At 70.0% G+C, this 20,221-nt stretch carries 14 protein-coding genes; 9 read left to right on the top strand and 5 right to left on the bottom strand.

What is annotated here, in order from left to right; translation table 11 throughout:
* Positions 1-25: 25 nt before the first annotated feature.
* A complete protein-coding gene (locus ACQ86G_RS18670; protein WP_431256714.1) occupies positions 26-1,111 on the bottom strand; it encodes an LLM class flavin-dependent oxidoreductase in 1,086 nt (361 codons plus the stop codon).
* A gap of 153 nt (positions 1,112-1,264) precedes the next feature.
* Here ACQ86G_RS18670 and ACQ86G_RS18665 point away from each other — a divergent pair, with 153 nt between their 5' ends.
* Positions 1,265-1,876: a cysteine dioxygenase gene (locus ACQ86G_RS18665; RefSeq protein ID WP_431256713.1), complete on the top strand. Its 612-nt coding sequence runs from the start codon at positions 1,265-1,267 to the stop codon at positions 1,874-1,876.
* 265 nt (positions 1,877-2,141) lie between these two features.
* Positions 2,142-4,391: a TonB-dependent siderophore receptor gene (locus tag ACQ86G_RS18660; protein ID WP_431256712.1), complete on the top strand. Its 2,250-nt coding sequence runs from the start codon at positions 2,142-2,144 to the stop codon at positions 4,389-4,391.
* Between the two features lie 3 nt (positions 4,392-4,394).
* Here ACQ86G_RS18660 and ACQ86G_RS18655 read toward each other — a convergent pair whose 3' ends face one another.
* Together ACQ86G_RS18655 and ACQ86G_RS18650 are read right to left on the bottom strand one after the other, a co-directional pair.
* Positions 4,395-6,086 (bottom strand): ATP-binding protein, encoded by a 1,692-nt coding sequence (locus ACQ86G_RS18655; protein ID WP_431256711.1) that lies wholly within the window; start codon positions 6,084-6,086, stop codon positions 4,395-4,397.
* A gap of 81 nt (positions 6,087-6,167) precedes the next feature.
* Entirely contained in the window at positions 6,168-8,516 is a 2,349-nt protein-coding gene (locus tag ACQ86G_RS18650; protein WP_431256710.1) for a hypothetical protein, read from the bottom strand.
* Positions 8,517-8,612: 96 nt separating this feature from the next.
* Between ACQ86G_RS18650 and ACQ86G_RS18645 the strand changes: the two genes are divergently transcribed.
* The 3 genes from ACQ86G_RS18645 (at position 8,613) to ACQ86G_RS18635 (ending at position 13,849) form a co-directional block, all read left to right on the top strand.
* Entirely contained in the window at positions 8,613-9,503 is an 891-nt protein-coding gene (locus ACQ86G_RS18645; protein ID WP_431256709.1) for a helix-turn-helix transcriptional regulator, read from the top strand.
* A gap of 129 nt (positions 9,504-9,632) precedes the next feature.
* Complete coding sequence (gene pulA / locus ACQ86G_RS18640) at positions 9,633-13,262, top strand: pullulanase-type alpha-1,6-glucosidase (protein WP_431256708.1); 3,630 nt, start codon at positions 9,633-9,635, stop codon at positions 13,260-13,262.
* Between the two features lie 11 nt (positions 13,263-13,273).
* The gene (locus tag ACQ86G_RS18635; RefSeq protein ID WP_431256707.1) at positions 13,274-13,849 is read left to right on the top strand and encodes a PEP-CTERM sorting domain-containing protein; all 576 of its coding nucleotides are present in this window, start codon (positions 13,274-13,276) and stop codon (positions 13,847-13,849) included.
* 96 nt (positions 13,850-13,945) lie between these two features.
* On the opposite strand, the gene ACQ86G_RS18630 is transcribed toward ACQ86G_RS18635, so the two are convergent.
* The gene (locus ACQ86G_RS18630) at positions 13,946-14,170 is read right to left on the bottom strand and encodes a hypothetical protein (RefSeq protein ID WP_431256706.1); all 225 of its coding nucleotides are present in this window, start codon (positions 14,168-14,170) and stop codon (positions 13,946-13,948) included.
* 237 nt (positions 14,171-14,407) lie between these two features.
* Here ACQ86G_RS18630 and ACQ86G_RS18625 point away from each other — a divergent pair, with 237 nt between their 5' ends.
* Together ACQ86G_RS18625 and ACQ86G_RS18620 are read left to right on the top strand one after the other, a co-directional pair.
* Positions 14,408-15,139 (top strand): hypothetical protein, encoded by a 732-nt coding sequence (locus tag ACQ86G_RS18625; protein WP_431256705.1) that lies wholly within the window; start codon positions 14,408-14,410, stop codon positions 15,137-15,139.
* Positions 15,140-15,228: 89 nt separating this feature from the next.
* The gene (locus tag ACQ86G_RS18620; RefSeq protein WP_431256704.1) at positions 15,229-16,407 is read left to right on the top strand and encodes a PAS domain-containing sensor histidine kinase; all 1,179 of its coding nucleotides are present in this window, start codon (positions 15,229-15,231) and stop codon (positions 16,405-16,407) included.
* 30 nt (positions 16,408-16,437) lie between these two features.
* Here the strand turns inward: ACQ86G_RS18620 and ACQ86G_RS18615 are convergent, their stop codons facing one another.
* On the bottom strand, positions 16,438-18,885 hold the full coding sequence (locus ACQ86G_RS18615; RefSeq protein WP_431256703.1) for a catalase: 2,448 nt from the start codon (positions 18,883-18,885) through the stop codon (positions 16,438-16,440).
* 113 nt (positions 18,886-18,998) lie between these two features.
* Here ACQ86G_RS18615 and ACQ86G_RS18610 point away from each other — a divergent pair, with 113 nt between their 5' ends.
* On the top strand, positions 18,999-19,226 hold the full coding sequence (locus ACQ86G_RS18610) for a hypothetical protein (RefSeq protein WP_431256702.1): 228 nt from the start codon (positions 18,999-19,001) through the stop codon (positions 19,224-19,226).
* A 359-nt stretch (positions 19,227-19,585) separates the two neighbouring features.
* Positions 19,586-20,152, top strand: coding sequence for a hypothetical protein (locus ACQ86G_RS18605; RefSeq protein ID WP_431256701.1), 567 nt, complete (start codon positions 19,586-19,588; stop codon positions 20,150-20,152).
* Positions 20,153-20,221 lie beyond the last annotated feature (69 nt).

Raw genomic sequence — 20,221 nt, 5'->3', positions numbered from 1 at the left:
TCGGAGAGAGAAAGACGGGTCGAGCTCAGGCGGCTTGCCGCTGCGCCAGCCGCTGCTCGACGAGCGCCCGGGTGCGCGGGATCAACTCACGGCCATAGTCGATCGCGTCCTCCAGCGGATCGAATCCGCGGATCAGGAAGGTCGTGACGCCCAGGTCGTAGTAGTCGAGCAGGGCCTCGGCCACCTGCTCCGGCGTGCCGACCAGCGCGGTGCTGTTGTGACGCGCACCGGTCTCGCGGGCGATCTCGGTCCACAGCCGCTTGTCGACGCGGCTGCCCTTCTCCGCCGCGGCCAGCAGGCGTCGCGCGCCCTCGCTCTGCTGCGGGCCGCCGCGGCTGTAGCCGGCGGCGACGCGCAGCCGGCGCGTGTCCTCGAGGATGCGCTCGGCGCGTGCCCAGGCCGCCTCCTCGGTGTCCGCGAGGATCGGCCGGAAGGACACGGAGAAGCCGATGTTCCGCCCATGGCGCGCCGCCTCCGCGCGCACGCGCCGCGTCAGGTCGGCGGTCTGCTCCAGCGACTCGCCCCACAGTGCATAGACGTCCGCGTGCCTGCCCGCCACCGGCAGCGCCGCGTCGGATGCGCCGCCGAAGAACACCGGGATATGCGGCTGCTGGCGTGGCTTGACCTCGCTGAAGCCGCCGTCGAAGCGGTAATGCGTGCCCTCGTGGTCGAAGGGTTGGTCACTGGTCCAGAGGCGGCGCAACAGGCCGACGTACTCGTCGGTCCGCTCGTAGCGCTGGTCGTGGTCGAGGTAGTCGCCATCGCGGCGCTGCTCGGCGTCCGAGCCGCCCGAGATCACATGCACCGCCAGCCGGCCGCCGGTGAACTGGTCGAGCGTCGCGAGCTCCCGCGCGGCGAGCGTCGGCGCGACGAAGCCGGGCCGATGCGCCAGCAGGAAGCCGATGCGCGAGGTGTGCGCCGCCGCGTGGGCGATCGTCAGCTGCGCGCTGGGGCCGGTCGAATGGTGCGGCACCAGGATGCGGTCGAAACCCGCCGCCTCGTGCGCCTGGGCGAAGGCCGTCACGTAGTCCGGATCGACGACCGGCCCGCTGGCCGCGTGGATCTCGGAGGTCTTCTGCGACTGGATCATGCCGATGAATTGGATGCTCATGCTCGTGGCCCTGCGTTGGTCGGACAGGCCCAGACCGTAGAGATCCGCACGGCAACCCGCAAAGAACGAATCCGACTTTCCATGCTCGGATTGCAGGATTCACGGCCGCCGGGGCCGAGCTCACACTCGCCCGGATTGATGAGGGGAACCGACATGCCACAGCTCGAGGTGGAGGTCCGCGAGGTCCGCGACGCCACGTCCGCCGACACCGACGTGCCGGCGCCGCTGGCCCGCTTCATCGAGCGCACCGAGGATCTGCTCGATCGGCATCCGCGCGAGCCGGAACTGCTGAAGGCGTTGCGCCCGCTGCTCGCCGAACTCGTCGCACGCGACGACTGGCTGCCGTCGACCCACGCGCAACCCGGCGTCGATCGCTATCGCCAGTACCCGCTGCACGTCGACGCGCAGGGGCGCTTCTCCGTCGTGTCCTTCGTCTGGGGACCGGGCCAGGCCACGCCCATCCACGATCACACCGTCTGGGGTCTGATCGGCATGCTGCGCGGCGCGGAGGACTCGCAGGGGTACCGCTTCACGGGGCCGGATGAGCTGGTGCCGGAGGGTCCGCCGGTGCGGCTGTCACCGGGTCAGGTCGAGGCGGTCTCGCCGCGGCTCGGGGACATCCATCGCGTGCACAACGCGGTCGAGGGTCAGGTCTCCATCAGCATCCACATCTACGGCGCCGACATCGGCCGCATCGAGCGGTCGACCTACGACGCCGACGGCACGCCGCATCGCTTCGTCTCGGGGTACTCGGCGCTGGGCTGACTGCCCAGGCCGCTGGCCCTCACCCCCTCTCCCGCAAGCGGGCGAGGGAGTCCGACCGAGGCCGGCCACCGTCGCATCCGTGCGACTGGACGTGGCCCTGTGCGAATACGCGATCAACTCAAATGAGAAATTTCTCAATTGAGAATTATTATCAACAACTCGCGGTCTGCTCGACCATGTTCCACCCCCTCCCCACCTAGATCTCCGCGGCACAGGCCGACGTGATGCCCTCCTCGCCGAGGGCCGCGGCAGGAGACGCCCTGCCATGTCCACCACGCTCCGGTCCTCGCGCGGCTTGCCCCGCCCTGCTCTGCCTTTGCTCGCCATTGCCCTGTCCGGCGCCGGCCTGCTGATCTCCACGCCGATCCTGGCGCAGAGCAATCCCGCCAGCGCCGATGCCCCGGCCAAGGCCGCGGCCCCCGCGGCTTCGGCGGCCTCCGCCGCCACGGCCGACGTCGCGCTGCCCGCGGTCACCGTCAACGCCAACCGCCTCGGCGAGATCACCGAGAAGTCCGGCTCCTACGCCTCCGGCACCATCGCCACCGCGACGCGCCTGGTGCTCTCGCCCAAGGAGACGCCGCAGTCCATCAGCGTGATCACGCGCCAGAAGATGGACGACTTCAACCTCACGTCCATCGACGACGTGATGGCGCAGACCCCCGGCATCAGCATCGTCACCTACGACAGCGAACGCACCGAGTACTACTCGCGCGGCTTCGCGGTCCAGAACTTCCAGTACGACGGCGTGCCGATGACGCGCGACTCGTCGTACTCCGCCGGCAACACGCTCAGCGACACCTCGATCTACGACCGCGTGGAAGTCCTCAAGGGCGCGACCGGCCTGCTCACCGGCAGCGGCTCGCCCGGCGCCACGATCAACCTGATCCGCAAGAAGCCGACGCGTGAAGTCCGCGGCCACGCCTCGGCCGGCATCGGCAGCTGGGGCACCTGGCGCAGCGAGGTCGACGCCAGCGGCGCGCTCAACGACAGCGGCAGCATTCGCGCACGCGGCGTCGCCGCCTACACCGACCGGCAGTCGCAGGTCGACCACTACGAGCGCAAGACCACGGTGCTCTACGGCATCGTCGAGGCCGACCTGACCCCCGACACGCTGCTCACCGTCGGCTTCGACTACCTCGACAGCAAGCCCAAGGGCTCGAGCTGGGGCGGCATCCCGCTGCTGAATTCGCTGGGCGAGTTCAACGACCGGCCGCGCTCGTTCAACAACGGCGCGACCTGGAGCCGCTGGGAGCAGTACACCCGCACCGGCTTCGCGACGCTGGAGCACAACTTCGACAGCGGTTGGGTCGCCAAGCTGCAGCTGAACCACCAGATCAACGGCTACGACGCCAACCTCGGCGCGGGCGCCTCGGGCTTTCCCAACCCGGCCACTGGCGCCGGCGTGTCGATGTGGATCGGGCAGTACATCGGCAAGACGACCAGCGATGCCGCCGACGTCTACGCCACCGGTCCCTTCACGCTGGGCGGCCGCAAGCATGAACTCGTGGTGGGCGGCAGCCTGGCCCGCCGCCAATGGAAGAACGACGGCTACTACCTCGCCGACGGCTATGACGTGAACGTGCCCAACTACTACCAGTGGAACGGTCAGGTGCCCGAGCCGGTGTGGCACAGCACCCCCGACTTCGCCAACGACGAGACGACGCGCGAGCGCGGGGTCTACGCCGCCGTGCGCTGGAACCTGCCCGCCGATCTGAAGCTGATCACCGGCGGCCGCTGGTCCGCGTACCGCAACAAGGCGCAGGGACTAGACGAGTCCGGCGTGTTCGTGCCCTACCTCGGCGCGGTCTGGGACCTGACCCGCGAGTACGCGCTCTACGCGAGCTACACCGACATCTTCACGCCGCAGTCCTCGCAGGACGAAGCCGGCCGCACGCTGGATCCGCTGCGCGGCAAGAACTACGAGGCCGGCGTGAAGGCCTCATGGCTGAACGGCCGCCTCAACGCATCGGCGGCCTACTTCCAGCTGCAGCAGGACAACTTCGCGATCGAGACCGGCGGCAAGACACCCACCGGCGGCGTCGCCTACCGCGCGGCCGACGGCATCAAGACCAAGGGCGTGGAGTTCGAGATCTCCGGCCAGATCACGCCGAGCTGGCAGCTGCAGGCGGGCTACACGAACAGCGTGTCCAGGCAGCAGGGCACGCGCGTCACGACGCTCACGCCGGCCAACCAGTTCAGCCTGTACACGACGCACAAGCTCGACGGCGCCTTCGGTGGCGCATTGAACGGCCTGCGCGTGGGCGGCGGCGCGCGCTGGCAGGACAAGACCTGGGGCGACATCGCCACGCCGAGCGGCGGCACGATGAAGCACACCGTCGACGGCTACTGGATCTTCGATGCGATGGCGAGCTACGAGTTCAACAAGAACCTGTCCGCCTCGATCAACGTGACCAACCTCTTCGACAAGAAGTACTACACGATCTTCAGCTGGTACTCGACCTACTCCTGGGGCGCCCCGCGCGCGGTGTCGGTCAACGCGACCTACCGGTTCTGAGCCTCAATCCGCGCGGTCCAGCACCGCGCGGACGGCGGCGGCCAGCTCATCCAGCGTGAACGGCTTGCCCAGCAGGTCCACGCCGGGATCGAGCACCCCGTTGTGCACGACCGCGTTGCGCGAGTAGCCGGTCGTGAACAGCACCCGCAGTCCCGGCCGGCGCCGGCGCGCCTCGTCGGCGAGCTTGCGGCCGTTCATGCCCGGCATCACGACGTCCGCGAACACCAGCGCGATCTCGGGATGCGCGTCGAGCAGCTTCAGCGCCGCCTCGCCGCCGTCGGCCTCCAGCACGCGATAGCCGAGCTCCGTCAACGCATCGACCGAGGAGGCGCGCACGGCGGGCTCGTCCTCGACCACCAGCACCGTCTCCTGGCCCTGCGACGCGGACACCAGCGGGACGCGCTGCGACTCGATCTCTTCCTCCTGGTCGTTGAGCAGGCGCGGCAGGTAGATCTTCACCGTCGTGCCCTGGCCGAGCTCGGAGTAGATCTTCACGTGCCCGCCCGACTGCTTGACGAAGCCGTAGACCTGGCTGAGTCCCAGCCCCGTGCCGCGGCCCACTTCCTTCGTCGTGAAGAACGGATCGAAGGCCCGTGTCAGCACCTCCGGCGTCATGCCGCTGCCGGTGTCGGTCACCGCGACCATCACGTACTGGCCGGGCAGCACGCCCACCTGCTCGGCGACGTAGCGTTCGTCGAGGTGCGCGTTCGCGGTCTCGATGGTCAGGCGTCCGCCCTCGGGCATCGCGTCGCGGGCGTTGACCGCCAGGTTGAGGATCGCGCTCTCCAGCTGGTTCGGATCCGCGTGGGTGCGCCAGAGGCCGCCGGCCTGCACCGACTCGAGCGCGATGGTCCCGCCGATCGAGTGGCGCAGCAGGTCGGACATGCCGGCCACCAGCCGGTTGGCGTTGAGCGCCTCGGGCCGCAGCGGCTGCTGGCGCGAGAACGCGAGCAGCCGTTGCGTCAGCTGCGCCGCGCGCTGGGTGCCGTTGCGCGCGGCGTCGACGTAGCGCATGGCCTGCGGGTCGTCCTTCAGGAACTTGCGCGCCAGCAGGTCGAGCGAGCTGACCACCACCGCCAGCATGTTGTTGAAGTCGTGCGCGATGCCGCCGGTCAATTGACCCACGGCTTCCATCTTCTGCGACTGGCGCAGCGCCTCCTCGGTGCGCAGGCGTTGCTCGACCTCCTCCTGGACGCGACGCTCGAGCGTGTCGTTGAGCTCGCGCAGTTCCTGGTCGGCGCGGTGACGCCGGGTCACGTCCTGGAAGAGCACCGCCACCTGCCGACGCTCGACCGGATCGATGCGGAAGGCGGACAGCTCGAGGTAGCGGCCGGTCCGTTCGAGCTCACGCTCGAAGCGCACCGGCACCCCGGTGAGCAGGACGTTGCGGTAGATCTCGACCCAGGCGCCGGCTTCGTCCGGCACCATCTCGCGCACCTTCTGGCCGACGACGTCGGCGATGCCGGCGTTGGCGTAGTAGGCCGGGTTGGCGAGCACGTGCACGTAGTCGCTCAGGGGGCCGTGCGGACCGTCGAGGAACTCGATGACGCAGTAGCCCTCGTCCATGCGCTCGAACAGCGTCCTGAACTGGGCCAGGTCGTCGGGCTCGCGCTGCGATGCCGCTTCTTCGGGGGCCGCCTCGGAGGTCGCCGCCGGGGCGGGGAGATCGGCAGGGTGGCGCAGGTCGTCGGTCATGGCGGGCGGCAGGAGCTGGGCCCTTCCGGAGCGAAGGGGACGGCGGAGTATCGCAGCCGGGTGCGACGACACGTCTGCGGGTCATGCCGCATGGGGCGCGTGGCGGGCGTCTCTGCGTTCGCGCAGCGAAGCGGCCTCGCGGGTCAGTGCCAGGGCCTCGGCGGCGCGGATCGCCAGCAGGTAGGCGCGGCGTGTCGGGCGTTCGCGCAGGTTGGCCTGGGCCAGGACCCATGCGCGGCGCGCATCGCGACCCGCACCGAGGTAGAACTCGGCGGCGTGATCGGCGAACGCCTGCGGGTGACGGGCCAGCAGCGCCTCGTAGCGACGCTTCGCGCGGACGATCTCCTCGCGACCCAACGCAGTCTCGCCTTGTCGAAGATGCAGTTCGCCGAGCAGCGCGAGGGCTTCGGGCTCTTCGCTGGCTCGGACGACGCGCAGGAGCCGCGACTGCGCCGAGGCGTCGTCGCCGCGGGCCAGCTCCAACTCGGCGAGGTGGATGCCGGCCGCCGCGTAGTCGGGCAGCAGGCGCAGCGCTTCTTCGTAGAAGGCCGCGCCCCGCACCGGGTCGCCGCCCTGCTCCGTCCACATCAGCCCACGCGCGAACGCAACGGCGGCTGCGGGAAACGGCCACGTCGTGTCCAGCATCGTCAGCGCCTGGGCGTAGTGGCGATCGGCGGCTTCGAGGCGACCGACGCCGGCCTCGGCCCGGGCCAGCGCGCTGAGGCTGGCGAAGTCCGGCCGGCGCGCGGCCTCGTCCCTCAGCACCGGCAAGGCCTGACCCGCCCGCCCGGTCGCGACGAGCAACGCAGCGCGCTGGACCGGTGTGGCACGAGCGGCATCGAGGACCCGCTCCGCCTGCGCGAAGCGATGCAGGGTCGTGAGCGCGCGTGCCTGCCGCAGGCGGCCGGCGGCACCACGAGCCGCGTCGACCGTCGAAGGCGCCGCAAGCGCGGCCGCCTGGTCGAGTACCCGGTAGTCGGCCAAGAACTGCAGACGCATCAGCGACAGCTCCCACGCTGCGGGATCGGTGCCGTGCTGGTGAATGAGGTGATCGAGGTTGGCGATGGCGATCACGCCCTGCGTCGTGGCTGCCGCGGGCCTTGAAGGCATTGACGGATCCGATGCGGCGGCTGCCGCGGATACCGCGGATACCGCCAATGCGGCGGATGCGGCGGATGCGACGGAAGCCGTGGAGCCCGCCGGCATCACCGCTGCGGCGAGGAACGGGAAATCCACGGTGGAATGCGCGCGATCATCCTGCGTGACGCCATCGTCGGCCACGTCCGGCGTGCCGCGGATCAGCAGCGAGCGGAACACGGCGTTGACGTTGACCAGCGGCGTGCGACCGCCGCAGTCGGGCGGCACCGCTGCGCCGGCGGCGCGGCGCTCGACCGCCAGATAGACCTCGCATCGCGTCTGGCGGCTATCGACCCAGAGGCGGTCGTCGGCCAGCAGCGCCGCCAGACGCCGGTGCCGCCCGGGCGACGCCTCCTTCGCCTCCACGAGCCACTGGTTGCCCGCCACGCCGTCGAAGCCGTCGTACAGCGCGAGGTTGCGGCCGATCTCCGGGGCGAAGTCCTGCCAGTCGGCCGGGCCCGCGCGGTTGTAGGCCTCCTTCAGCGCGTTCGCCGCCTCGTCCGTGCCGATCGTGGCCAGCAGCGCGTTGCCGGTCAGCGCGCGTCCCATGCGATCGATGGGCGCGCCGGGCGGCGGTGGTCCCGCATCCGCAGTCGGCACCTCCTGGCGGCGCTCCGTGCGCCCCCAGACCGCCAGCATCGGTCCGCCGGCGTTCACGAGGCCCAGGTCCACCGACACGACCAGCGCCGAGGTCGTCCAGCCCGCGAGGAAGTTGCGCGCCGGACCGCCCTCCGTCTGCCCCCACAGCGCGCCGATGCGCTTCACCGTCCTCTCGTCGAAACGAGGGACGCCGCTCGCGTCCGGCGGCGCCTGATCGGCACGGATGGCCTCCGCCGCCGCATTGAGCGCGGCGCGCGTGCCACGCACGTTGTTGAAGTAGGGATCGTCCCGCTGGCCCGCGAAGACGCGCAGTCGCCCGCTGCGGCTGGTCAGACCGGCCGCCGCGCCGGCGTCGCCCTGCACGCCGTCCTCGCGCCCGACCCAGCACCGGACGACGCCGGCCGCCTCGAACTGGCAGAGCAGCCGCGTCCCGACCGTCGTCGCGCCGTAGCGCTGGCCGCTGTCGACGAGGAAGACGTACTGGACCTGATCGGAGAAGCGCTTGCCCACGATGTCCATGACGAGGTTCAGACGCCTGCCATCCGCGGAGGTCCAGGCGTAGAGGTCGCCGATGTCGGCGGCGGGGTCGGCGATGACGGTCGGCGTGTCGAGGTGGTCGGCGGCCTCGGCCGGTGTGAAGAGGAACAGCGCGCTCATGAGCGCAGCGATGGAGGGGGTGATGAGGTGTTTCATGACCGTCAGCCTAGGGACGGCCTCCGCAGAAGACTTGGCAAAAACTGCGATGCCTGCTGACAGGCCTTGGAGCCGGCGCTCCATAGCATCCCGACCATGTCGCTGCCCTGCCCCACCCTCCACGACACCGATGACGTCGACGACCTCGTTGCGCCCGAGCGCCGCTATCGGCCGCTGCAGTCGGGGACCGGCCTGCGCCTGCTGCACTGCCAGTGCCGCGCGGTGCAGGGCGAGCCGCCGGTCGACGAGGAGCACCTGCAGTGCTCGATCACGCTGGTCGACCGCGGCCGCTTCACCTACCGGACGCGCACCGGCGGCGCGGTGCTCGGCCCCGGCTGGCTGATGCTCGGCAACGCCGGCGACGGCTACGCCTGCTCGCACGAGGACTGTGACGGCTCGGGCGACGACTGCACGGTGCTGTCGATGTCCGCGGCGATGCTCGACGGCACGCTGGGGGCTGAACGTTTCACCCATGCCTGCCTGCCGCCGTTGCCGCGCGTGGCGGGACTTTTCCGCGGGCTGGACGACGGCGGGGAAGAAGGCTTCGCGCTCGAAGAGGCGGCACTGGCCATCGTGGCCCAGGTGCGCCGCGCGCTGGGCGACGAGGAGGCGCCCGCGCCTGCGCCCCGGCAGGATGAGCGCGCTCGCGCGGCGGCCCATTGCATCGAGACCCGCAGCGCCGAGGCCCTCACGCTCGACGACGTCGCTCACGCCGCCGGCCTGAGCCCCTTCCACCTGCTGCGCGTGTTCCGCCGGGCCATCGGGGTCACGCCGCACCAGTACCTCATCCGCCAGCGATTGATGCACGCGCTGCATCTGCTGCGCGATACCCGCCGTCCGGTGACCGACGTCGCCTACGACAGCGGCTGGGCGGACCTGTCGAACTTCAACCGCGCGTTCCGGCGGGAGTTCGGGTGTTCGCCACGGACGCTCCGAGGTGAAGCAAAACTACATCCCGCAGACGCCAGCCGTGGCGCATTGGCCTGAATACCGCCTAAGTCGTGTCCCTCCCGTGTCCCATGAACCATCGACATGTAATCCGACTTCGGGATTTCACGGTCTATTGATGTAGTTTTACTTCTTTAGCATCCGGCCACCTTTGAGGAGGGCACGGACATGCAGGCATGGGCTGACGGGTGGTCGCGCACGGCGCGGCGGATGGCGGGCGCGTTGACGCTCGGCGTGGCGATGGGCCTGAGCGGGCTGCTCTCCGCGTGCGGCGGCGGCGAGGCCGGACTCGCGCAGAAGGCCGGCACCAGCGCGGCGGCCGTCGACGAGAACGGCGTCGCGCTGATCGCCGAGGTGCCGACGGGCGCGACACCGCCGTCCACCCGCGCGCGAGTCGCCGCGGTGGCAACCCCCGACGCTCCGGCGACCTCGCTGCGCGTCCACTACCGCCGCGCGGACGGCAATCACGCGGGCTGGCAGATCCACACCTGGAACGCCGCGAAGAGCCCCAACTGGAACGAGGGCTGGAACGCCGCGGGCAGCGACGACTTCGGCGTCTACTACGACGTGCCCTTGGCCGCCACCAGCGGCACCGTGGGCTTCCTCTTCCACAACGGCGACAACAAGGACAACGGCGGCGCCGACCAGAGCCTCGTGCTGCAGGCCGGCGCGAACGAGGTCTGGCGCCTCCAAGGCGACGGCACCACCTACCCGGGCAACCCGCTGCAGCTGGCCACGCCCGACATCACGACGGTACGCGTGCACTACAAGCGCTTCGACGGCGCGTACAGCGCCTGGGGCCTGCACCTGTGGAACGGCAGCGGCCTGAACGCCGCGGCGCTGCCGGGCGGCGTCACGATCGACCACTGGAACCAGCCCGTCGCCTTCAGCGCGATGCCGGGATACGCGGCGGGAGCGGACGAGGTCGTCTTCGACATCCCCGTGCTCAATCCGCAAGGCGACGCCAGCCGCAAGGGGCTGGAGTTCATCGTCCACGGCATGCCGCCCAACGAGAACGACAAGGACGGCCGCGACAACAACGTCCGCGTCGAGTTCTCCGCGCTGACGATCCAGAACCAGGTCGGCCACGTCTGGCTGGTCGAGCGCGATGCGACGGTCTACACCGCGTCGCCGGACCTGCGCCAGGTGTCCAGCACCGACGCGCGCGCCGTGTGGCTCAACAAGACGCTGGTGAAGTGGCCGCGCATCAGCGCCACCGGCACCGTCCGGCTGTACCACTCGGCGACCGGCCAGATCAGCGTCGCCGCCAACGCGCCTGTCAGCGGCGCCGACGGGTTCATCACGCTGGACGCCTTCACCGGCACCGTGCCGCCGGCCGACGCGCTGCGCTTCAAGTACGTCGGCAACGGCGCGGTCTTCAGCGTCCGCGCGGGCGATGTCGCGCGGCTGCCGGCGCTGCATCAGCGGCAACTCGTGCTCGTGCAGGAGGACGCGGACGGCCGCGTCCAGAACGCGACGACCGCGCAGATCGCCGGGGCGCTCGACGACCTCTACGCCGCCGCCAACGACGTGCCGGATCTCGGCGCCGTCGTCGCCAACGGCTCGACCTCCTTCAAGCTGTGGGCACCGACCGCGCAAGACGTGGCCCTCGTGCTGACGACGCCGATCGCCGGATCGACGCTCACCCGCACGACCACCGAGCCGATGACGCGCGACGCTGCCACCGGCGTCTGGCGCCTCAGCAAGGCCGGCAGCCTGCAGGGCGCCACCTACCGCTACCAGGTGCAGGTGTTCGTGAAGGGCGTGGGCCTGGTGCGCAACCTCGTCGCCGATCCCTACTCTCTGGGCGTGACGCTGGGCGGCCAGCAGAGCGTGGTGATGGACCTGCAGTCCGCCGCGACCAAGCCCGTGGGCTGGGACGGCAGCGTGCCGCCCGCCACCGTGTCGGCGCCGTCGGACCTGAGCATCTACGAGCTGCACGTCCGCGACTTCTCGATCAATGACGCCACCGTGCCCGCCGCGCGGCGCGGCAAGTACCTGGCTTTCGCCGAGTCGGGCTCCAACGGCATGCGTCACCTGGGCGCCCTCGCCGCCGCAGGTCTGACCGACGTCCACCTGCTGCCGGTGTTCGACTTCGCCACCGTCAACGAGAAGGGCTGCGTGACGCCCTCGCCCGCCGGCGCGCCGGACGGCGAGTCGCAGCAGGCCGCCGTCGCCGCCTCGGCCGGCACCGACTGCTTCAACTGGGGCTACGACCCGCAGCACTTCTCGACACCGGAGGGCAGCTACTCGAGCAACGCGAACGACCCACTCGCTCGCGTCGTCGAGTTCCGCCGCATGGTGCTGGCGCTCAACGCCGCCGGCCTGCGCGTCGGCATGGACCTGGTCTACAACCACACCACCTCGTCGGGGCAGAACGCCACCTCGGTGCTCGACAAGGTCGTGCCCAACTACTACTTCCGCTACAACGCCGCCGGCGGCATCGAGCGCTCGACCTGCTGCGAGAACACGGCGTCAGAGAACCTCATGATGGCCAAGCTGATGATCGATTCGGCGGTCATCTGGACGCGCGACTACCGCATCAGCTCGCTGCGTTTCGACATCATGGGCCACCATCCGCGCGCGGTCATCGAGGCGCTGAAGACGCGGGTCCAGCAGGCCGCCGGTCGCCAGGTGCAGATCGTCGGCGAGGGCTGGAACCTCGGCGAGGTCGCCAACGGCGCGCGCTTCGTGCAGGCGGAGATGCTGTCGCTGAACGGCTCGGGCATCGGCAGCTTCAACCCGCTGATCCGCGACGCGGTGCGCGGCGGCGGCTGCTGCGATTCGGGCGAGGCGCTGCTCGCCAGCCAGGGCTACGTGAACGGCTTCTTCTACGACAACAACGGGCACAACGGCGGCCAGACGCGCGCCGAGCTGATGTGGCAGGCCGACCGCCTCCGCGCGTCACTGGCGGGCTCGATCCGCAGCTTCCAGATGCAGACGAGCTGGGACGCCACGCTGCGCCTGGAGCAGATCGACGTCGGCGGCATTCCCGCCGGCTGGGTGCTGGAGCCGGGCGAGGTCGTCAACTACGTGGAGAACCACGACAACCTGACCCTGTTCGACAACAACGCGTTCAGGCTGCCGGTGGGCACCAGCCGCGAGGACCGCGCCCGCGTGCAGATCCTGGCCAATGCGATCAACGCGTTCAGCCAGGGCGTGGCCTACTTCCACGCGGGCACGGACACGCTGCGCAGCAAGTCGCTGGACCGCAACAGCTACGACAGCGGCGACTGGTTCAACCGCCTGGACTGGACCTACGCGAACAACCACTTCGGCGTCGGCCTGCCACCGTCGCGCGACAACGCGGACAACTGGCCGTACGCGAAGCCGCTACTGGCGAACGCGCTGATCAAGCCGGCCGCGGCCGACATCGCGTGGACGCGCGACGCCTTCCGCGACCTGCTGCGCATCCGCAAGAGTTCGACGCTGCTGCGCCTGCGCACAGCCGAGGACATCAAGGCGCGGCTGACGTTCCCGAACACGGGTTCGTCGCAGGAGGCGACGGTGCTGGTCGGCAGGCTCGATGGCACCGGATATCCCGGCGCCAACTTCGCCGAGCTGGTCTACCTCATCAACGTCGACAAGACCGCCAAGGACCTGACGCTGCCGTCGCTGGCGGGGCATGCGCTGACGCTGCATCCGGTGCACACCGCGCCAGGCGCCGCCGACGCGTGCGCCCGGCAGGCGGGCTTCGATCGCGCCACCGGACGCTTCTCCGTGCCGGCGCGCACGGCGGTCGTGTTCGTCGTCCCCGCCTCCGCTTCCGCCACCACAACCGTCTCTGCCTCCCATTGAAAGCCGACGTCATGAAGAGAATCCCTCACTTCGCCGCAGCGTCCGTCCTGGCTGCCTCCGCCCTGCTGGGCCTCGCGAGCGCGCCCGCGCAGGCCGCGCCCATCGTCATCGACGTCGCCGGGGCGCAGAGCATCAACCTGCAAGGCGAAGCCGGCAACACCGTGTGGTTCATCGATGTCGGCGCGAACGCCGTGCTGAACTCGCTGTCGTGGTCGCTCGACCTGAATGCCTTCGCGCCGAGCGCGTTGTCGGAGATGCAGGTCAGCTTCGGTGGATCGAGCGGTTCGGACCTGATCACCTTCGCGCCGGGCGGCACCGACTTCGCCAGCGGTGTCGGCAGCTACAGCGGCGCGCTCGACCTGAGCGCGTTCGGCTTGAGCGTCGGCGCGGACGGCCTGCTGCGACTGGAGTTCAGCGAGGCGTACAAGGACTTCGCGCTCGACGTCGCCGAAGGGCAATGGCTGCGCGGCAGTCTGACCTTCGATGTGACGGCCGCCTCGGCCGTGCCGGAGCCGGCGAGCGCGGCGCTGGTCCTGCTGGGCCTGGGCGTCGTCGTGGGGATGCGGGCGCGCCGGCGCGAGCGTTGACCTGCTGCGCAAACGGCGTTCAGGCGCCATCGAGCTGTTGTCCAGCGCGGACTCGGCGCGGGCTCGGCGCTGGTCCGTCGCCGGTTCAGCGACCGCTCAGTCGAAGCGTCTGACGTCCAGCGCCTGACCGATCGACCAGATCACGGCGTGGCGCTCGCTCTCGTCCTCGGCCCGGCACACGCAGCCCGTCATCTCGAAGACCTTCGGATCCATGTTGAAGGTGGCGATCCAGGTCAGGAAGCTGCCGCGGGCGATGACGTCCGCGCACACCTTGATGGATCGGCCCGTGCCCAGGAACGTGTGCCGGAAGTCGACTGTCATTGACGTACTCATGGTCCGTTTCTCCGCAGCGACTGGCTGACGCGGGGACTGGGAGAGTCGGGTGCGCGTGCGGTCAGTGGCGCCGATTCAAGCACGGATGCCCGGGCGGTCCGGATATTTCTTCCCCGGACCGATGCACGGGGGCCTGCGTGCGCTGGCCCACAGACCCCGTCACGTCGACGCCTCAAGCTGCGGTTGCCATTGATCTGAGTGGATCTGATCGCGGGAGTCCGCGCCGTGCCCCATCCTGACGAGGTCTGCCTCGACCGCGTATGCCGTCGGCTTCGCGCCTTCAAGGCATCGGTGCAGGCGCGACTGGGCGGCGGGGTCGCGGAGCGCCAGGAGATCCAGCGGCTGACCGACGCGCTGCAGGCGGCCCGCGAGCACAACCACGCGCAGACCCGCGTGATGCGCGCGGAACACGCCCGCGCGGTGGCGTCGATCAAGGCGTCGGAGGAGGAGGTGCAGTCGAGCCACGAGGCGCGCCAGGGCAGCGACGAGGAACTCGAGACCGCGATGGAGCACCTCCAGGCCTTGAACGAGGCACTGAGCGCGACCAACGACGAACTGCGGGTCCGCAACCGCGAGCTCAAGGTCCTGCATGACGAGGTGACCCAAGGCCGCGACTTCGCGGACGCGATCATCGAGACCATGTCCCTGCCGCTGCTGGTGCTGACGCCCGACTGGCGCGTCACGCGCGCCAACCAGGCGTTCTACAGCCGCTACGAGACCACCGCGCGCGACACGCTCCAGAAGGGGCTCTACGCACTGGGCGACGGTCAATGGAACATCCCGGCGCTGCGCGAGCTGCTCGAGACCCTGGTCCCCCGGCACACGCGGGTGCGCGACTACGCGGTCAGCGCCGTCTTTCCCCGCATCGGCCTTCGCACCGTCAAGCTCAACGCGGCCTGCGTCGCTTGGCCGCATCGCACCTTCATCCTGCTGACGATCGACGACGTCACCGCCTGACACCGGGTACACGCCTTGCCGAGAAACCACCGACCCGGCCCCGCCGATCCTCCTCCGGCGAACGGGCCACCCCTCCTGGAGCAATCGCCATGACGCCGCATCGAACCGAACACGGCGCATGGGATCCGGCGGATGTCGAGCTCATGCGGGATCTGCTCACGGCCCAGGCCGGTCCGTACGGCATCGCGTTCCTGAACGCGCAAGGCTGCCTCAGCGGCTGGACGGAGGGCGCGCACACCCTCACCGGTTTCTCGGCCGACGACATCGTGGGCCAGGATTTCTCGCGCCTGTTCATTCCCGAGGACGTCGCGCGGGGTCAGCACCACCACGAGCTGAATGCGGCGCGCACGCTGGGTGTCGCGGAGGACGAGCGCTGGCACATGCGCAAGGACGGGTCGCGCTTCTGGGCCAGCGGTCTCACGCTGCCGATGCATGACGGCGGGACGTTCCGGGGCTTTGCGAAGCTGTTCCGCGATGCGACCCATCTGCAGTTGCGCGTGCTGAGGCTGGAGAACGAGTTGCAGCGCCTGGCAAGCGAGCGCAAGGACCGCGACGTGTTCCTCGCGACCATCGCGCACGAGCTGCGCAATCCGTTGCAACCGATGCGCCTCGCGAGCCGGCTGCTCTCGCCGCCCGACGATCCGACGCGGCAGGAGCAGGCCGTCAAGATCCTGGGGCGGCAACTGGGCCTGATGGAGCGGCTGGTGGAGGACCTGCTCGACATGACGCGCGTGAGCCAGGCGAAGATGACCGTGCGCTACGGTCGGGTGGAGCTCCAGCGCCTGGTCCTGGACGCGATCGACACCTGCCGCGAGTCCGCGGGGGCCGCCGGCATCGAGCTGATCAGCGTGCTGCCGCCGGTGCCGGTCCTGGTGGACGCGGATCCCGGCCGCCTCCTTCAGGTGGTGGTGAACCTGCTGAACAACGCCATCAAGTTCACGCCCCGGCAGGGACAGGTCGCGGTGGTGGTGAATGTCGACGCGTCGCACTTCGTGCTGAAGGTGCAGGACACCGGCTGCGGCATCGCGCCCGACCTGCGCCCCCGGATCTTCGACATGTTCACGCAGGCCGACGGCGCCTCGACCCGGCGCGGGGACGGCCTGGGCATCGGGCTCGCGCTGGTCAAGGAGATCGTCGCCCTCCACCACGGCACCGTGGAAGTGAAGAGCGACGGGATCGGCCAGGGCAGCGAGTTCCTCGTGCGGATCCCGCTGCACAAGCCGGTCTCCTTCGACGTGTCGGAGCACCCCGTCGCGGCGCCGCCGTGAAGCATCGAACTTGGCGTCCGACTTGAAGCGTCAGACCTTCGGCGGATCGGTTTCGCGCTCGAAGTGGCGGTGCGTCGCCAGGGCATCGATGAGCGACTTGACGCCCTTCTCCGCGGAATCCCCGGTGAACAGGCCCGGCGTCATGACGTCGGGCTCCACCGCCGGTCCGAGACCCGCCGCGCGCAGTAGCGCGACGCCGGCGCCCAGCGCCAGGATCGGCTTGCAGTGCCGGAACTGGTCGCGGACGAACTCATAGACGTGGGCGTCACGGCCGAGGGCGCGGATCGCTTCCTCGCCGTCCGGCACGACCAGCGCGTCGAACAGGAAGCCGGGTTCGTTCTCCAGCGACACGTCCGCCTCGATCATCACGCCATCGGCCGACTTCACCGGTCCGATGCGCGGCGCCGCGAAGCGCGGCACGGCGCCTTGCGCGAGCAGGGCGGCATGGACGTCCTTGGCCCCCTGGCCGACAACGCCGTCAGCCACCAGGATCACCACCTTGCGGCCGGCGATCGAGCCGTCGCCCGGACGCGCGAGCAGCGACAGCGACGGCGAGTTGCGCACCTCCGGCTCGGGCGCGTTCTCGATGGCCAGGGGCATCGGCGGCGGCAAGGGCATGTTCAGGCCGTCGGCGACCTTTGCCGCCAGTTCTTCCGACGCGTTCCGCAGCGAGGACAGCATGCGCTCGCGGATCGCGGGCACCGTCACCTTGCTGAGTTCGAAACGGAAGGCCGCCGCGATGTGGGCCTGCTCGGCCGGCGACTGGCTCTCGAAGAACAGGCGCGCCTGGTTGTAGTGCTCGGCGAAGAGTTCGGGCTTGGCGCGCACCTTGGCCTGTTCGTCCGAGCCGCGCTGGCGCGCCGCGACGGAGGTGAAGCCCTGCGCCGCCCCCGCCTGGAACGGACAGCCGCCTCCCAGCGAGTTCGGCTCATAGGACACGCGCCCGCGCGGGATCGCCTGCCGATGGGCGCCGTCGCGCTGGTTGTTGTGGACCTGCGCAATCGGCGCGTTGATCGGGATCTCGTGGAAGTTGGGACCGCCCAGACGGGTGATCTGCGTGTCCACGTAAGAGTGGATTCGCCCGGCCAGCAGCGGGTCGTTGCTGAAGTCGATGCCCGGGATCACGTGCGCGGTGCAGTACGCCACCTGCTCGGTCTCCGCGAAGAAGTTGTCCGGGTTGCGGTTCAGCACCATGCGCCCGATCGGACGCACCGGCACCAGTTCCTCCGGGATGAGCTTGGTCGCATCCAGGATGTCGAAGCTGAACGCGTCCGCCTGCTCCTCGGTGAAGACCTGCACGCCGAGCTCGTACTCGGGGAAGGCGCCCGATTCGATGCGTTCCCACAGGTCGCGCCGGTGGAAGTCCGGATCGGCGCCGGAGATCTTCACCGCCTCGTCCCAGACCAGCGAGTGCGTGCCGGCCTTGGGCGTCCAGTGGAACTTCACGAACACGCTCTCCCCCGCCTCGTTGACGAAGCGGTAGGTGTGGACGCCGAAGCCCTGCATGGTCGCGTAGGAGCGCGGGATGCCGCGGTCGCTCATCACCCACATCAGCATGTGCGTGGACTCGGGCATCAACGAGACGAAGTCCCAGAAGGTGTCGTGCGCGCTCGCGGCCTGCGGCATGTGGTGGTGCGGCTCGGGTTTCACCGCGTGGACCAGGTCGGGGAACTTCATCGCGTCCTGGATGAAGAACACCGGGATGTTGTTGCCGACCAGGTCCCAGTTGCCTTCGTCGGTGTAGAACTTGACGGCGAAGCCGCGCACGTCGCGCGCCGTGTCCTTGCTGCCGCCGCCGCCTTGCACGGTGGAGAAGCGGACGAACACGGGCGTCTGCTTGCCCACCTCCTTGAACGGCGCTGCGCGCGTGAGGTCGGTGATCGCGTCATAGCACTCGAAGAAGCCGTGCGCCGCGGAACCGCGCGCATGCACGATGCGCTCGGGGATGCGCTCATGGTCGAAGTGGGTGATCTTCTCGCGGAGGATGAAGTCCTCGAGCAGCACCGGGCCGCGCGGGCCGGCCTTCAGCGAGTTCTGGTTGTCGGCGATGCGCACGCCCTGGTTGGTCGTCAGCGCCTGACCCGAGGAATCGACGCGCACACGGTCCAATGGCGCGATCGTGGCATTGCGGCCTTCCGTCGCCTGCGTGCCGACCTTGCCGTTGGTCTGCGCTTCGGAGAGCGTGCTGGCCGACGGCAGGCGCGATGGCGCCTCGACGGTCACGCCGGGTTGCGGATGCACGCCTTCATCGAAGCCGTGTTCGGCCGGCTTGTTGGCATTGAAGGGGAATGCCGTCGCGAGTGCGTTCGTTTCGGCGGCCTGCTTGAGCGCGAGATCGCCAGCCTCGCCGGACGGCGCGCTGCTGGACGCGCTGTCGGTGTTGCGGGCGGCGGCCTTGGGACCGGCATCACCCGGCGTCTTGCTGGCAGCGGGTCCCTTGCGGGACGGTGGGGCGGGCGGAGTGGGAGATCTGGGCATGGTCGTCCTCGTGTGTGGGCTTGAAGCTCGACGGAAGGGGTGGCAGGAAGCGCTCCCGCCGACCCTGGCTCGCCGCGTGCCCATGGAGGCGGTCTCCCTCCCTCGAAAGCCTCATGCACCCCTTCGATCCCGACTACATCGGCCAGCTCGCCACGGAAGCGATGACGCCGACCGGGCGCCAGGCCGCCCGCGCCTCCCGGGCCGCCGCCGTGCGCATCGCAGCGATGCGCATGTCCGACGACCCTCGCCTGCGCGTTCTTGGAGCAGGCCTCGTCGGCGGTGTCGGCCAGCCCACGGACCTCGCCAAGACTGGGCGGATCCTCAAGCCGGGGAAGTTGTAGTCCGTCGGCGTTCAGCGCCTTGGGCTTGACGGCTGGCGGCTCGGTGCCAGGGCCGAAGCCCGTGGCCATCGGGTGGAACGTCGATCGGTAAGCCCGCCCGCTATCGAGCAAACGCAGAGAGAACTTCCCGATCCGGCGCCGCCGGGCGTCCGCCACGCGCCGGATCCGCGCCGACGATCCCTGCCCTTCTTCAGAGGAGGATCGGTCGATTCGACGCAGGCAGCGCCGCATGGAGGCCCGCCTGCCTTCCACCAGGATCGGCCGCACGGGAACAGATCGGTCGACTCAGGCCGCGCCGCATCACCGATGCGCACGCGAGCCGTTGCCCCCACGCCTCTCCCTCAAACCAGGACCTTCTCATGAACCCCACCCCCACCTCCCCGTCCGTCTCTTCCGCCGCCGCGGGCTCGTCGCAGGACCGTCTCGTGACCGGACTCTTCCCGGACCGTGCCAGCGCGGAATCGGCCTACGGCTCGATCAGCGAGCGCGGCTATGACCCCAAGGACATCGATCTCGTGATGTCGGACGACACCCGGCAGCGCCACTTCAGCGATGCCGGCGTCGAGACCGAGCTCGGCAACAAGGCGGCTGAAGGCGCGGGGATAGGCGGGGCCATCGGCGGCACCGTCGGCGCGATCGCTGCGGCGGTGGCCGCGGTGGGGACCAGCCTCGTGCTGCCGGGGCTGGGCCTCGTCATCGCCGGTCCGATCGCGGCGGCGGCCGCGGGGGCCGGCGCCGGCGCGGCCGGTGGGGGCCTGATCGGCGCGCTGATCGGCTGGAGCATGCCGGAGGAACGCGTCAAGCAGTACGAGGAAGGCGTGCGCAACGGCGGGATCCTGATGGGCCTGCGCGCGAAGAACGACGAGGACGCGGCGCACTTCGAGCGCAGCTGGACCGCCGCCAATGGCCAGAACGTGGCGCGGTGATGCGCCTCGCCCGCCTCGCCATCCCCGCGGCCTCCGCGGCCGCCGCCGGGTTCGCCCGGTGTCCCTGCG

Source organism: Roseateles chitinivorans, from assembly GCF_050632145.1.
In the GTDB taxonomy this organism is placed as follows: domain Bacteria; phylum Pseudomonadota; class Gammaproteobacteria; order Burkholderiales; family Burkholderiaceae_C; genus Roseateles; species Roseateles chitinivorans_B.
This window is presented reverse-complemented; position numbering and strand designations above follow the sequence as displayed.